This is a genomic window from Bacillus salipaludis (genome assembly GCF_030938565.1).
Lineage (GTDB): Bacteria > Bacillota > Bacilli > Bacillales > Cytobacillaceae > Neobacillus > Neobacillus salipaludis_A.
The window spans coordinates 4,703,805-4,719,338 of the sequence record NZ_JAVGVR010000001.1 but is presented as its reverse complement, the minus strand read 5'-3'; the positions used below and the strand labels follow the sequence as shown (position 1 = coordinate 4,719,338).

At 37.2% G+C, this 15,534-nt stretch carries 13 protein-coding genes; 9 read left to right on the top strand and 4 right to left on the bottom strand.

What is annotated here, in order from left to right; genetic code table 11:
• Positions 1-177: 177 nt before the first annotated feature.
• Complete coding sequence (locus tag RCG21_RS23295; RefSeq protein ID WP_308913843.1) at positions 178-1,683, bottom strand: nitrate/nitrite transporter; 1,506 nt, start codon at positions 1,681-1,683, stop codon at positions 178-180.
• Positions 1,684-1,983: 300 nt separating this feature from the next.
• Here RCG21_RS23295 and RCG21_RS23290 point away from each other — a divergent pair, with 300 nt between their 5' ends.
• The 5 genes from RCG21_RS23290 to RCG21_RS23270 all read left to right on the top strand — a co-directional run bounded on the left by RCG21_RS23290 (position 1,984) and on the right by RCG21_RS23270 (position 6,732).
• On the top strand, positions 1,984-3,264 hold the full coding sequence (locus tag RCG21_RS23290) for an ArsB/NhaD family transporter (protein WP_133337938.1): 1,281 nt from the start codon (positions 1,984-1,986) through the stop codon (positions 3,262-3,264).
• Positions 3,265-3,291: 27 nt separating this feature from the next.
• Positions 3,292-4,629 (top strand): TrkH family potassium uptake protein, encoded by a 1,338-nt coding sequence (locus RCG21_RS23285; RefSeq protein WP_133337936.1) that lies wholly within the window; start codon positions 3,292-3,294, stop codon positions 4,627-4,629.
• A 25-nt stretch (positions 4,630-4,654) separates the two neighbouring features.
• A complete protein-coding gene (locus tag RCG21_RS23280; protein ID WP_133337934.1) occupies positions 4,655-5,308 on the top strand; it encodes a potassium channel family protein in 654 nt (217 codons plus the stop codon).
• Between the two features lie 63 nt (positions 5,309-5,371).
• On the top strand, positions 5,372-6,526 hold the full coding sequence (locus RCG21_RS23275) for an acyl-CoA dehydrogenase family protein (protein WP_133337932.1): 1,155 nt from the start codon (positions 5,372-5,374) through the stop codon (positions 6,524-6,526).
• A 44-nt stretch (positions 6,527-6,570) separates the two neighbouring features.
• The gene (locus RCG21_RS23270) at positions 6,571-6,732 is read left to right on the top strand and encodes a hypothetical protein (protein ID WP_165976339.1); all 162 of its coding nucleotides are present in this window, start codon (positions 6,571-6,573) and stop codon (positions 6,730-6,732) included.
• A gap of 294 nt (positions 6,733-7,026) precedes the next feature.
• Here the strand turns inward: RCG21_RS23270 and RCG21_RS23265 are convergent, their stop codons facing one another.
• Together RCG21_RS23265 and RCG21_RS23260 are read right to left on the bottom strand one after the other, a co-directional pair.
• Positions 7,027-7,206 carry an H-type small acid-soluble spore protein gene (locus RCG21_RS23265; RefSeq protein ID WP_026576515.1) on the bottom strand — a complete coding sequence of 60 codons (180 nt, stop codon included), beginning with the start codon at positions 7,204-7,206 and terminating at the stop codon, positions 7,027-7,029.
• A 129-nt stretch (positions 7,207-7,335) separates the two neighbouring features.
• Complete coding sequence (locus RCG21_RS23260) at positions 7,336-7,539, bottom strand: hypothetical protein (protein ID WP_133337930.1); 204 nt, start codon at positions 7,537-7,539, stop codon at positions 7,336-7,338.
• A 465-nt stretch (positions 7,540-8,004) separates the two neighbouring features.
• Between RCG21_RS23260 and ltaS the strand changes: the two genes are divergently transcribed.
• From ltaS to RCG21_RS23245, 3 genes are all read left to right on the top strand, one after another.
• Positions 8,005-9,966: a lipoteichoic acid synthase gene (gene ltaS / locus RCG21_RS23255; RefSeq protein ID WP_308913842.1), complete on the top strand. Its 1,962-nt coding sequence runs from the start codon at positions 8,005-8,007 to the stop codon at positions 9,964-9,966.
• A gap of 62 nt (positions 9,967-10,028) precedes the next feature.
• The gene (locus tag RCG21_RS23250) at positions 10,029-10,916 is read left to right on the top strand and encodes a thermonuclease family protein (RefSeq protein WP_133337926.1); all 888 of its coding nucleotides are present in this window, start codon (positions 10,029-10,031) and stop codon (positions 10,914-10,916) included.
• 120 nt (positions 10,917-11,036) lie between these two features.
• On the top strand, positions 11,037-11,576 hold the full coding sequence (locus tag RCG21_RS23245) for an HD domain-containing protein (RefSeq protein WP_133337924.1): 540 nt from the start codon (positions 11,037-11,039) through the stop codon (positions 11,574-11,576).
• A 45-nt stretch (positions 11,577-11,621) separates the two neighbouring features.
• On the opposite strand, the gene RCG21_RS23240 is transcribed toward RCG21_RS23245, so the two are convergent.
• On the bottom strand, positions 11,622-11,720 hold the full coding sequence (locus RCG21_RS23240) for a YjcZ family sporulation protein (protein WP_133337922.1): 99 nt from the start codon (positions 11,718-11,720) through the stop codon (positions 11,622-11,624).
• 191 nt (positions 11,721-11,911) lie between these two features.
• On the opposite strand from RCG21_RS23240, the gene RCG21_RS23235 reads away from it, so the two are divergent.
• On the top strand, positions 11,912-15,322 hold the full coding sequence (locus RCG21_RS23235) for a hypothetical protein (protein ID WP_308913841.1): 3,411 nt from the start codon (positions 11,912-11,914) through the stop codon (positions 15,320-15,322).
• Positions 15,323-15,534 lie beyond the last annotated feature (212 nt).

Sequence of the window (15,534 nt, the reverse complement as noted above, 5' to 3'; positions counted from 1 at the left end):
GTTTATATTGAAACTATAAAACAGATGGTAACATGAAATTTGTGACGTACGTCACAAAAATGGTGAAGGAACTGTGAACACGGGTTCAAAGTCAAAAAGTTGTCAAAAAAGCATTATTATTAAATAAAAAGTGAGCAAAAAAAACAGCCTTCCGATTGGAAAGCTGTTGATCCATCTTTATTTCTTTTTTTCTTCTTCGCGTTCTTCACTAAACATCCCAACAAAGTTTTTTGTTTGGCCTGATTCATCCTTAATGGCTGTAATGGTTAACCATTCCTGATAGAGCTCTTGATTTTTACGTTTATTCCAAATATGACCTTCCCAATACCCTTCTTCTCTCAACTGATTCCACATACTTTTATAAAAATCATTATTGTGTTCTCCTGACTGGAGAACGCTTGGTGTCTTTCCAACCACCTCTTCTTGACGGTAACCAGTGATTTTGGTAAATGCCGGATTTATTTTTTGAATAATTCCATTCGGATCAGTTACCACGATGCCATCGACTGCATGATTGACAATTTTATTCGAAATATCAAGTTTATCCTGATAGTAAAGCCAGACAACTAAAACGAAGCTTGATAATGAAACTTCAGACAAGGACATAAAGCCGATAGCGTAATGCCCGGTCCAATTAAATAGGATAGTTAAAATTAATGGCGGGAAAAATCCGCCGAGTCCGCCCATTGCGGATACAATACCATTCACAACACCTGCTTGCTTTGAAAAGAACAGGGGAACAAGCTTAAAAATGGCACCATTGCCAATACCTGCACAAAAAGCCACTAAGAGGCAGCCAAAGGAATAAATCGGCAAGGATGGGGTAAATGACAAGAGAAAACCTGCAAAGGTAAGCCAAAAGAAAACAAACATTAAGATTAACAATGGATTCAGTTTATCACTAAGCCAGCCGCCCACAGGTCTAAAAAGAGTGGCAATAGCAATAAAACCTGCTGTCCGGAGACCCGCATCTACCTTCTCTAATTCAAAGTGATTGACTAAAAAGGATGGCAAATAAATCGTAAAAGCAACAAATGAACCGAAAGTGATGAAATAAAACAAACTTAGCAGCCAAAGTTTTGGGTTCCGATAAACCTCTTTAATGACCACTGAAAAGGAGTTGTTCACTTTTCGCTCCTTTCGGTCACCTAATAAGAAATTAATGACAGCAAAAACCAAGACAACAATTAGAAAGACTTTAATCGTGCTTCTCCATCCGTACGCTGTTGCAAGGACAGGAGCGGAAAAAGAGGTGATAGCTGTCCCGATATTTCCTGCACCATAGATCCCATTAATAAATCCATGCTTTTTTTTCTCATAATACTTCGGTAATGAAGTTACACCGATTGAAAATAGCGCGCCCCCAATCCCTAGTAAAAACCCTCCCACTATGAGCATGGCAAATGAATGGGCGAAGCTAAGGACCACAATAGGGATCAGCAGAACAAGAAAACAAATGGTAAATAAGACTCTTGCTCCAAATCGATTCGTCCAAAAACCAATTGGTACCCTCAGTAGTGATCCAAGGATGACCGGAACAGCAGTGGCCCAAGCAATTTGGGTTGTAGATAGATTAATATCTGCTTTAATAAATGGCATAAGCGAAGAAATAAGTACCCAAACCATAAAACCGGCAACAAGGCTTCCGGTTTGAACAAAAAGTTGTTTTGGTCCTTGATTCATTCAAATCCCCCTTAATAATGACTCATTATAAAATGAATAGATTCCCCTCATTAGAAATTTATTATTCTTTTAGTGGGGAAATTTTCCTTTTGTTATTATAATTGATATTTGGCGAATAAACAGTGAGGTTTGACACAAAACTTTCATTATTATTACTATTTTTAGCTCTTACGAAGTTTTTAATTATTTTTTATTGAAATTCCTGAAATCAGAGTTTTTAAAAGATATTAAATATTTACATATATAAATGATAGTAGTATATTTTTTTCTGTATCTATTATATATAAGGGGAGTAGGAGTATGGGATCACAAGAGTGGATTGCCTTGATTATTTTTTTATTTACATATGCAACAATTATTTCGGAAAAAATTCATCGGACAACGATTGCTATGCTGGGCGGTCTTTTAATGGTTGCTTTTGGGATACTAGATCAGAAGTCGGCCGTTCATCATATTGATTTTAATACAATTGGTCTCTTGGTTGGTATGATGATTATTGTTGGAATTACTTCACAAACAGGTGTTTTTGAATTTATTGCTGTATGGGCCGCCCAGAAGGTAAAGGGGGAACCGGTTCGAATTTTAATTGTATTGAGTTTTTTTACTGCTGTGGCTTCTGCTTTTCTTGATAATGTTACAACGGTTCTTCTCGTTGTACCGGTTACCTTAAGTATTACTCATCAGCTAAAGGTACACCCCATTCCATTTTTAATGTCAGAAATATTCGCATCCAATATCGGTGGAACTGCGACCATGATTGGGGATCCTCCAAATCTGATGATTGGAAGTGCGGTAAAATCATTAGATTTTATGACATTTATCAATAATCTAGCTTTGATTAACATCATTATCTTAGTTGTTACCATTTTTATATTTACGCTAATATATAAGAAACAACTAAAATCAACAAAGGAACTAAAGAGTCATCTATTAGGTAAAAATGCGAAACAGGAATTGAAGGATTATGATTTACTAGCAAAATGTATATTTGTCATTGTCCTGACATTGGGCGGCTTTTTTGCTCATCAACTTATACATATTGAGACGGCTACAATTGCCTTAATCGGGGCCTTTATCTTGCTGCTACTGACTGGTGACAAATATTTAGTTACAGTATTGGAAAAAGTAGAATGGACAACTCTTTTCTTTTTCATTGGTTTATTTGTCATCGTTGGCGGTTTGGTTGAGACAGGTCTTGTTGCTGCAGTTGCTAAAAAAGCAATTGCACTTACAGGGGGAGAACCAAAAGCAACCACGATTTTAATTCTTTGGATGAGTGCGATTATCTCGGCATTTGTTGATAATATTCCGTTTGTTGCGACCATGATTCCGATGATAAAAGAAATGGGGAAATTGGGTATAACCAATTTGGATCCATTATGGTGGAGTCTTTCTCTTGGAGCATGTTTAGGTGGAAATGGAACCCTTATTGGCGCCAGTGCCAATTTGGTGGTAGCCGGAATCGCATCGAAGGAAGGATATCATATAACGTTTTTGAAATATTTAAAGGTAGGCTTTCCTCTTATGTTATTATCCATTTTTATATCAATGATTTATATTTATGTCAGATATTTATTATAGAATTCCATATTAGGTAAGGAGAAAATTATGCAGCGAAAAAAATTTTATCTTGACCCTCCAAAGGTACTGGTTTTGGGATTTGCACTAATTATATTAATTGGTGCTTTGCTATTAACAATGCCAATCTCAACAACAAATGGACAAGGGTTATCTTTTCTTAATGCCTTATTTACCGCAACTTCTGCCACTTGTGTAACTGGACTAGTTGTTGTAGATACCGGAACCACCTTTACAATTTTCGGCCAGCTGGTCATTTTATCCATGATTCAAATCGGTGGGTTAGGGTTCATGACATTTGCTACGCTCTTTGCCTTTCTGATTGGAAAAAGAATTTCATTAAAAGAAAGAATCTTACTTCAAGAGTCGCTGAACAACCTTTCAATGGAAGGGATAGTAAGGCTAGCAAGACGAATTTTAATTTTTACGGCGGTAATCGAATTGGCAGGGGCGATTTTACTTACACTGCGTTTTTCTTTGGATATGCCGCTTGGAAAAGCCATTTATTTTGGTATTTTTCATTCGATTTCCAATTTTAATAATGCCGGCTTTGATTTAATGGGGGAGTTTCATAGTCTGACAAGTTATGTAGATGATCCGATTGTTGTACTTACCATATGCTCTTTAATTACATTAGGCGGGATTGGCTTTATTGTTATGAATGAGATTTACGAATTTCGGGTTTCTAAACGGTTATCGTTACATACAAAAGTAGTCCTAATGACAAGTTTATTTTTATTAGTGGTTGGAACAATTGGTGTTTTTTCATTTGAGTATGCAAATCCAAAAACATTAAAACCATTATCCTTTTTAGGGAAATTTCTTGGTGCGTTGTTTCAATCGGTTACAGCGAGAACAGCGGGGGCTAATACCATCAGTATTGGTGATATGACTCACCCTTCATTATTTTTAATTATTATCTTAATGTTTATTGGTGCCTCACCGGGTTCCACAGGGGGCGGTATTAAAACCACTACCTTTACCACTCTTATCGGTGCGGTTTGGTCCCAAATCCGCGGGAAGGAAGATGTTATTTTTTACCGCCAGCGGATTGTTTATGAAACGATCTATAAAGCGATAACAGTTGCATTTAGCGGATTATTTCTAGTTGTAGTGATTACGATGCTTTTGACCATTACCGAAACCGGCAAAGACTTTTTAATGATCCTATTTGAAGCAACATCAGCCTTTGCCACTGTAGGACTTTCAATGGGATTAACCCCAGAGCTGTCTCATGTAGGTAAGGGATTGATAATTTTTACGATGTTTGCCGGCAGAGTTGGGCCATTAACGATTGCTTTTGCAGTGACAATGAGAAGAAATCCGGATGCGTTCCGATACCCTAAAGGGAAAATTATGATTGGTTAAATATAAGAGCAGGAGGTTGAATTCCATGACAGAACAATATGCAGTGATTGGATTAGGAAGATTTGGCCTTAGTATTGCAACGAAATTATTCGAATCAGGTAAAGAAGTTCTTGGCGTGGATGTAAATGAGGAGCGGGTGGATGATGCCCATCCATATACGACACATGCATTAATTGCAGATTCGACGGATGCCGAGGCGTTGAAATCCATCGGCATCCGTAATATTGACACCGTCATCGTGGCAATTGGAAATGACATTCAAGCAAGCATCCTTAGTGTCCTGTTATTAAAAGAACTTGGGGTTAAAAAAGTAATTGCCAAGGCACTTAATAAATTACATGGTCAAGTTCTTAAAAAAGTTGGAGCCGATTGGGTGGTATATCCGGAAAGAGATATGGGAATCAGGGTGGCGCATCAGCTTCTTTCTCCCAATGTTCTTAACTTCATTGAAATTTCAAAGGATTATAGTGTGGAGGAAGTGAAAATTCCTGAAAAAATGACGGAAAAAACATTAAGGGAACTCGACCTCAGGGCGAAGTTTAACCTAACAGTGATAGCGATTCGCCATGGGCATGAAATCAATATTACCCCATCTCCTGATAAGAAAATTGCGAGGGGTGATGTTCTTGTCGTAATTGGGGAAAATAGTGATTTGGAGCAATTTTCGAATATAGAATAAACAGATAGATAGTAAAACCATCCTTAAATGTTTGGATGGTTTTTATGAATTGGAGAGGATTAGATGAGTTTTTTAGAAAAAAATTCAGTTGAAGAACGTCTCGAAATGATGAGTATCTTAGCCAAGCAATTTTCATTACGTGCACATCAAGTGGATATCGAGGGAAGTTTTCCGTATGCAAATATGGATGATCTTAAAAATACAGGATATACTGCCTTAACTGTTCCTAAAAAGAATGGTGGTAAAGAAATTTCTTTATATGAATTACTACGCCTGCAGGAAAAGATGGCAGAAGGTGACGGGGCCACGGCACTTTCGATTGGCTGGCATATGGGAATCATGATGAATCTCGGAGAAAAAGATAATTGGAAAGAATCGGTCTTTAAAATGCTTTGTGAGGAAGTTAAAAAAGGGGCATTAATTAACAGTGCTGCGACAGAACCAAGTACCGGAAGTCCAACGCGAGGGGGCAGGCCGGAAACAATTGCGGAAAAACAAGGCGATTATTGGATAATTAATGGCAGAAAGACGTTTACTACTATGTCTCCTGTGCTTGATTATTTTATTGTCAGTGCAGCAATCAAGGAAACAGATAGGGTTGGAAATTTTCTTATTCCCCGACCTACAGAAGGGGTTTCCATTGAAGAAACCTGGGATAGTATTGCGTTACGCGGTACAGGAAGCCATGATTTAATACTTAAAAATGTGAAAGTGCCTGACGAATTCTTTGTTGAACAGCTTGGATTAGAAGGGAAAAAACCAAGCGGCTGGCTGCTCCATATTCCGGCTTGTTATTTGGGGATTGCCAAAGCTGCAAAAAACTATTGTATTCAATTTGCCAAGGAGTATTCTCCAAGTAGTATACAGGGAGCGATTATAGATTTACCGAACGTCAAGCAAAAAATTGGTGAAGTAGAATGGCGGATCATGGAGGCTGAGTACTTTTTAAATTCGGTGGCTAAAGAATGGGATTCCTCAGGTGTTCAAGAGCGGAATCAAATGGGGCCGGTTTTAGGTGCGGTCAAAATGACCGTTACGAATTCTGCCATTGAGATTGTCGATATCGCGATGAGAATTGTCGGGGCTAAAAGCCTCTCATTAAAAAACCCATTGCAGCGTTATTATCGTGATGTGAGAGCCGGCCTTCACAATCCCCCTATGGATGATATGACGATTCAGCTTCTTGCCAAACATGCAATAGCGAACACTGCGGAGTAAAACCTATTGGAAATGCACACTCTAAGAAAAAGGAGTGAAGAAAGTTGCCAAGAGGTAAAGAATTAGAACAATTGCCAATGTCTCATATAGCACCGGAGGCCGGAAAAGATGCCGGAAAAATGGACAGAGAAGTACTCGGAAGCATCGTTCAAAATGAACAACCCCAGCCAAGTGAAATAGAAAGAGAAAACGAAGACATGGTATAAGACAGGAAAATTCCTGTCTTATTTATTTTACTCAGTGTAAAAGAACAATGTTGATCTTTGAACTGCCTTGATTGGAGCAGAAAGCACGAAGACTCCTCGAAAATGTGTGCGTGGGCGGATTCAAGGAAGCAATTCAGTGTCCTGTGGGGAGTACAGGACAGTGGAGACCCCACAGAAACGAAGCGACGAGGAGGCTCTCCGAACTGCCCACGAACCACTTGTGCCTGGAGTAGAAATCAACTTAACAGAGCCCTTATTAAAAAACCACCCATTGGAAAATAGGTGGTTAAGAGATTACTCCTCGATTAACTCATGGATTTCAACAGTAGAACGTTCCTCCAATGGCCCTCTTAAATGAACAGTTGCTGTTCTTCCATCTTCGTTTAATTGGTCAATCCAAACGGATGCACCATTGTATTTTACTTCAATATCAGCTGATGAAGATAAAATTTGTTTTACACGATTTACATTCATTTCCTTCACTCCTAAAACAGTTTTTCATTTTATTTTTGGTTAGTATATGTCCTTTTATTCAATGATTAATGTAAACGTTTTTTATTATATAATAGAAGAAATTCGTTTAAATTGGAAAAAGAGGAAGGATCAGTATTGATCCCTACCTCGATTATAGGGATAGGATATATGAATGCCGTTAAATGCCCCATCCTCATCTGTATCTCTTAGCGATGCCATATACTGTTCAAATTCTTCTTGCAGCTCCACTGGTGCGCCAGGTTTTAGGTGCCAATTCCCAGGCTCATCTACAAAATAAGGACTTTTTGTAAACTCCGGTCTTATTCTCGGCATATCTTTTATCTCCTCCTTCTTTCTTTTTAAATTTATCCTTTTCATAACCGCATTCCACTATTCAAGCCATAGATCATTATTTTAAAGATAAGACCAAATACTTATTGCATCTAACTACATTCACGATTAAGATAGCTAAAAATATACTTATCGCTAAAAAATTAAATCCACAGTGAAACTAAAAAGGTTTTTGTTCGTCTTATATAATTGAGGTCGGAAAAATAGTCATGTCCCACTAGTCATTGGCATAAGAATAAAAAAGTGAAATTCATGACTAATGAAAGAAATGAACCCGAATATTAGTAATAAAAGTTTAACGAAAAAGTAAGAAAATTGACGAAAAATTATGTCCTAAAGGACGCGTAAACTGGGATTATTTATGTTTTTATTTTTAAAGAAAATGTGTTATAGTAATTGAGGTTCGTTTACCGAAGTTTTTTATTGGTAAGTGAGAGGAGAATTTAGATGGAAAAGATTAATCTTCCCAAAACACTAAAAAATAATAACCATATTACTTTTTTTGCAATTGCTGTGGTATTGTTTTGGATTAAAACATATGCAGCCTACCAAATTGAATTTAAATTAGGAATTGATAATAACCTGCAGAAATTTTTATTGTTCATTAATCCATTAAGCTCCGCATTTCTATTTTTCGGTATCGCTTTGCTTTTTAAAAAGCATGTGAAGCTTGTGATGATTATCATAAATTTCTTATTGTCGTTCCTGTTGTATGCAAATATTGCATATTACCGATTTTTTAATGATTTCATCACCATTCCTGTTATTATGCAAACAAAGACGAATGCAGGACAGCTGGGTGATAGCGCGGTTTCTTTAATGTCACCATTAGATATTTTTTATTTTTCGGATTTCATTATTCTAATTATTCTTGCCTTAACAGTATTTAAAAAGGTTACGGTTCAAACAAGGAAATCATTCAAGATTGTTCTTTTATTTTCAATCACTGTGTTCCTTTTTAATCTTGGTTTGGCAGAAAAGGATCGCCCGCAATTATTATCACGTTCTTTTGACAGAAACTATTTAGTTAAATATCTTGGGGCATATAACTTTACAATTTATGACATGATTCAAAATATTAAATCATCTAGTCAGCGTGCACTTGCTGACAGCAGTGATATTACCGATGTTGAAAACTATCGGAAAGCGAACTATGCAAAACCAAATCCAAAGTATTTTGGCAAGGCAAAAGGAATGAATGTGATTTACGTCTCGCTTGAATCATTCCAGAACTTTATGATTGATTATAAAATGCCAAATGGCCAAGAGGTTACACCATTCTTAAATTCATTAGCACATGATGGCAAGACATTCTATTTTGATAATTTCTACCATCAAACTGGGCAGGGTAAAACTTCGGATGCTGAATTCTTAATGGAAAACTCATTATATCCAATGTCACAGGGTGCGGTTTTCGTGAATAAGGCACAAAATACCTATCAAGCAAGCCCGGCCATTTTAAAGGGTCTTGGTTATAATTCAGCTGTGTTCCATGGTAACTACAAGACTTTCTGGAATCGAAATGTTATGTATAAAGCATTAGGCTATGATCAATTTTTCGATGCAGAATATTATGATATGTCAGATGAAAATATCAAAAACTATGGGATGAAGGATAAACCGTTCTTTAAGGAATCCATGCCAATGCTTGAAAGCTTAAAACAGCCTTTTTATACAAAGTTTATTTCGTTATCCAACCACTTCCCGTTTGAAATGGATCCTCAGGATACCGATTTCCCTGCTGGAGATTACGGTGATACAGTGGTAAACCAATATTTCCAATCTGCCCATTATATGGACCAAGCATTGGAACAATTCTTTAATGACTTAAAGAAAGATGGACTTTATGATAAAACTGTTATTGTCCTTTATGGGGATCACTATGGTATTTCTGAAAACCATAATGAGGCAATGGCAAAGGTTCTTGGTGTTGATAAGATTACACCTGCATTGAACGCAAAGCTGCAAGAGGTTCCATTATATATTCATGTACCTGGTGTAAAAGGCGGAGTTCAGCATCAATACGGTGGTGAAGTCGACGTACGCCCAACACTTCTTCATTTACTAGGTGTGGATACGAAGGATTACATGGAGTTTGGTTCTGACTTATTATCAAAGGACCACCGCAACTGGGCATTATTCAGAAATGGGGATTATGTTTCTCCTAAAGTAATCCAAGTGAGTGATAAGTGTTATTCAACCAATACAGAGGAATTACTGCCAGATAACAGCTCATGTAAGGACATTGATGAAAAAGTAAAAACAGAACTTCAAATGTCTGATGAAGTGGTTTATAAGGACCTGTTAAGATTCTATAAACCTGAAGGATATACACCGATAAATCCGGATGATTATGAATATTTAGGGCCAAAAGGAACCACCAAAGCAACAGGAACCGAAGCGCCTTAACAGGTAATGGGAGAAGAACATTTGGTTCTTCTCTCTTTTTTGAAGTAAAGGAGAGAGTAAAAATGAGAAAAAGATTTGGCATGTTATCCCTTGTTTTCCTTTTTACAATGATGATATCAGGCTGTTCAACGAGCGACAATACAAACACAAACACAAATTCAAATCACCCACAACAGCATGCTTCAGTTGCAAGTGATTATGATAGTGAAAATCAATCAATTGATAGCAGCCTGCAAACCGATAAAAAGTTGCTCCCAGCAACTATTGTTAAAAATGTCGATGGGGATACGGTTGTTATTAAATTAAATGGCCGAGAGGAAAAGGTGAGGATGCTTTGTGTGGATACCCCTGAAACACACCATCCTCGTTTAGGTGTTCAGCCGTTTGGACCGGAAGCATCCGCTTATACCAAAAAAATCCTCCCTGTTGGAAAGAAGGTACAAATCGAAACAGGTATTGGGGATGGGCGTGATAAATATGGCCGTCTACTCGCCTATATTTATGTCGATGGAAAAATGTTTAATGAAATGCTCTTAGAAAAGGGTTTGGCGCGGGTTGCCTATATTTATGCTCCAAATACAAAATATGTCGATCAATTCTATGCGATTCAAAAAAAGGCACAGAAAAAGGGAATTGGCATTTGGTCAATTGAAAATTATGCTGAAGAAGATGGGTATCATGAAGAAGTGGTGAAAGGATCTTTAGGTCAACCATCTACAAAATCTACAGATTCAAAATCAACAAGTTCAGGCAGCAATTATTATAAAAATAATCCAAGTGATGACAAAGAAACAAACCTGAATTGTAAAGGGAAAATAAAAGGAAATGCCAACTCTCATATTTATCATGTTCCTGATGGAGCCTATTATGATACAGTAAAGGACAATATTGTCTGGTTTTGCTCAGAACAAGATGCAGAGCAAGCTGGGTATCGGAAATCTAAACGATAAATTCTGAAAAAGGGAATTCATCAATTTGAATTCCCTTTTTTGCATGAAAAAATAGCATTAAAGACAAGTTTGTCATATAATGTATGATAAAAAAATCTACAATGGATGGGGGAAAACCATATGAGAGATGTAACATTATTAAATATATTTGAACATCACATTGCCCAAAAATATTTAAACCGCTCAGGCCTCGCCCATGCCATTGCCGTTGCCTATCATGCGTTTAAGTTAGCGAAAGAGCATAAAGTCGATGTGGATATTGCCGCAAAGGCTGGTCTCCTTCATGACATGGGGCATTATACATGGTATAAAAACGGGAAGTGGGATTATGAATTGTACAAGCAAAATGATATCCATCCCATTAAAGGGGCTGAACGTGCTCACAAACTGTTAATCCGCTTAGGAGAGAATCCAATAAAGGCCAAAACGATAGCTCTTGCAATTCTTTTTCATACAGATTCCTTTTTGCCGTCGAACGATATTGTCCGTACCCCTTTACAGCAAATTGTCAAATGGGCCGATGAAAAAGACGAGGAAACCGGTGGAATGCATCACTACCGAAAAATTGAGTATGAACGGGCTAAACAAAGTATCACTCGTTTGGATGAGTGGATCACTCAAGAACTAAAGGCAAATGAAACAAAAAACAAGCTGTGCTAACCTGCACAGCTTGTTTTGTTCTATAAAGAGGTTTGATACAGAGGTTTAGTAGTAACCTCCACCAATGAAAGCAGCACCTACAATGATTAAAAGAATGAACACCACTACAATTAACGCGAAACTGTTATTTCCACCGTAGCCCATTAATTTTACACCCCCTATATTCACTTACTTTAATGTATTTCACTGCTAGTCCTTTTGTTTGAACGAACTTCCGATTCTATAAAAAGGAAAATTTTATGAAATTGTTGAAAAAAATAAACTATAGTGTAAAATTACACTATAGAGGGAAATTGTGGTAGAAATATAAAGAAAATGATTTGAGGGGAGATAGAATGGAGACAAATATAAGGGAAGAGAGAAGAAAAATTTTCAGGCAGGAATTATATATATTAAAAGAAAAGGGGTACGTATCTGAAGCAATTGTTGAAACGGTTGCCAAAGCTCATCATACATTTCACCTTGATTTAATCAATAAAGAAGCTGAAGAACAATTAAAAGAATCAGAGAAGAAAATATCCGTTCAAAAATCTGTTCCTAAAAAGCCTCAAAAAATAAAAAAGGCATTATCACAAAAGGAAATCAGAGAAAGTAATATAACATGGTTGCTTAATATTGGCGTGATCTTTTTGTTAATCGGTGGATTATTTGTTGCGACAAGCAATTGGGAATCCATGTCCAGCCTGATGAAAAGTGGATCAATCGGGATTGTGGCATTGTTATTTTTCGGGATTGCAGGATTATCCGAAAAGATTTTGCATATAAACAAAACCGCTTTTGCCTTCATCATTCTGGGAAGTTTATTTTTGCCCATTTTCATTCTATCCCTGGGTTGGTTCGGTCTTTTAGGGCCTTATTTATCCATAACAGGTGATGGACGTTATATTCTCGGAGCGCTGGGAAGTTTCATCCCCATCATTGACTATGTGTACTTTGCAAAAAAACTTGATTCAAGATTGTTTGTTTGGTTTACCTATATTTCGCTGACTTCTGGGTTTGCATTTTTACTAGCAAGCCTGAAGCTTGAAATTGATTTATTTTATTTAGGCTTGATGGGCTTCAATGCTATTCTAATTTTTATTTATCATTTGGTAAAGAAAAGAAAAGGCCTAAGGTTATTTACTAGTGAGTTTGTTCCTTATATCCAAGCTAATCTGGTCATATGTACACTCTTAATGCTGTTTATCTATGATAATCAAATCGTATATGGTTTCAATCTTTTGCTGACAGCGGTCATCTACTTATCGATGATGTATGTCAGTGGCAGGAAGGAATATCATTTTATCTTCAGTGCCATGATTGTATATGGTTTTTATCAGGTAATCGAACATTCTATGCTTGAATCTGTTGGGCCAATCCTTTATGCTTTAGCAGCCTTTGGATTTATGTTTGTTCCTAAAGCTATAAAAGAAGAATTTTCCCTTGATAAGGTTTTCCAGGTTACGAGTGCAGTCGTTTCGGGTTTAGCCTTTATTTATATCAGTTTTGAAGGGATTCTGCTGCGTTCTGGTGAGCCATCACTAGTACTATTGATTGCGTATATCATTATTGCAGCTAATTTTACGTATTTATCCCATCACACTCCCAGAGCAATATTCCCGTATTTTAGCTCGTTCTTCTTGACGGTCGCAATCATGGAAGTACTCTCCTTCATAAGCCTAGTAATTGATTTCCATTTTTCATTGACACTGTTTTTTACAGGTTTCCTTTTGTTTATTCTATTTGGAATTTTACATTTAGGAGCATACTTGGAAATTGTAAGAATTAGCTCAAGAGACGTCGGCGCAGTTGTTATGGGATTCGCTATTCTGGCGGCATTCGTATTCCAAAAATGGTGGGAGTTAGGGGTTATGCTTTTATTGCTCGTCTCCTGTGCCTATTTACTGTTAAAATCGGAGAAAAGGTTGCATTATAAAAAAGCAGCAGAATGGATTTTACCAAGTACTTTTGGGCTTTCAATTATAGCCTTTGGCAGTGAAATAAATGCTCATTCAGCTTTATATGAAAATGATTATGGGGACACAGTTAATTTTGCCATTGGGGCGATTCTTGTCTTACTGTCAAGTTTCGGCTGGAAACAGGTAAAAGAAAAGAGGTTGGAACATACCTCCTTATTCGTATCCCAAATTTTATATACATTGGCCATTGGTCAATCTTATGTAGGTTCGGTTAACGAACTATGGGTACAACCGCTTGTCCTCCTGATTGGGGTATGGATGTATTCGTATTTGTACAAAAGAATCGGGACAAAATGGATACCGTTTTTAATTGGAATGGCAACATTATTGGCCTATTTAACTTGTGTCCATGCCCTGTCCATGAAAATTGAAATTAATCAAATGATGAATACATTGATTGCGACTATGAGTGCTGTTATATTGCTTGTCATTTGTTATCTTTGGCGTAATAAAGATCAGAATCTATCATCTGCCTTTGCATGGATTGGCCATATCCTCTTACCGGCAGTACTCGGGTATACGTGGTTGTTTGATCACGATACCGCTTGGGTAAGCTTTGTCATTGCTATTATTGCCTATGCCATTAGCGCCAGGCAGGCAGGGGATGAGTGGAAGATCAAGCTTTTTCTCTATGGCTGTTTTTCCAGTGTTTTTTGTGTGACTTCCCTTGGTATGGACCATCTATTTGATTCGCTGAAACGGTACTACGAATTTCCAATTACAAGTATCGTGCTCGGTTTATTTTGGCTTGCCGCTAACCCTGCATACAAAAAACGAACTATATATTATCTCGTACCTTTCTCTTTATTTGGGCTTTGCTGTACCCTGAATGCTTATCCGTTCGGTTGGGGTCCATATTTAACTACTAGCGTCTATACAATTGGTGTCTTGTTTTTTTTACACAAGATCAAATGGAATCAATTTGTTATATTTCCACTATTTATTGCTTTTATTGCAACCGTTGAAGTTTCCTTTTCGGACAATTTGGTTCTGGTTGAAAAGATGCTCCTTTCTGGAGGAATAGGGATTTTATTGGTTTTGGTTGGTCAATTGATATATAGACAATTAATTGAGCTTGGAAAAAAACCACAGGAAATAAAGCTAGATGGTTACACTGTTATTGCACCTTTATTTTTTTCGTTTATGTATTATTTTAATGATCAATCTGTCTGGACAGATGCGCTTCCGGGATTGCTTATCTCTGCTTCCATTTGGATGCAGCGTAAAAGGGTTCCAGAAAATTATTCCGTTTTGGTTGTGATGTTAGGGAGCCTTTATTTATTGCAGCCTTACTACTCGGTTGTCACGGATTTAGATATTCCGGCATTATGGGACCGTGAAGCAATGGTATTGCCGCTGGTGGTCGTGGTGATATTGATACGCGTCAAATTAAAAGATCATTATACAAGCCTGACAAAACCGCTTGAATGGGCCGTCCTATGTGCGGTTGCAATTCTTTTAATCCAAGATGGGCTGGCTAGTTCAACCATTTACGATGCGATTATTTTAGGGTCATTATCCCTGCTTTCGTTGTTAGCAGGAATGTTCCTGCAAATTAAGTCGTACTTCTTTATTGGCTCTAGCGTGTTGCTTTTAAATGTCTTTTTACAAACAAGACCCTATTGGGGAAATATGCCTTGGTGGGGATATCTGCTGATTGCAGGGCTTATCCTCATTACCGTTGCCAGCACCAATGAATGGAACAAGCAAAAAATCCAAAAGGGTGAAACAACCTTTTTAATGGTGCTAAAGGAAAAAATAATCACCAAAATAAGGAAATGGGATTAGAAATCGGTATTGAAAAACACCATAATATCTGTTAATATAATAATAATTATATATTGTACGTATGGAGGAGCCTGTCACCAAGGGGGTATTTTGCCCTTTGGTTGATGGGCTTTTTCTATATCTTATTAAGAGCCTGTTTTTGGAAAAATAGGCTCTTTTTGTATTTTGAAAAGGGGGATAGAGATCAAGCAGGATACAGTATATAAACAAAT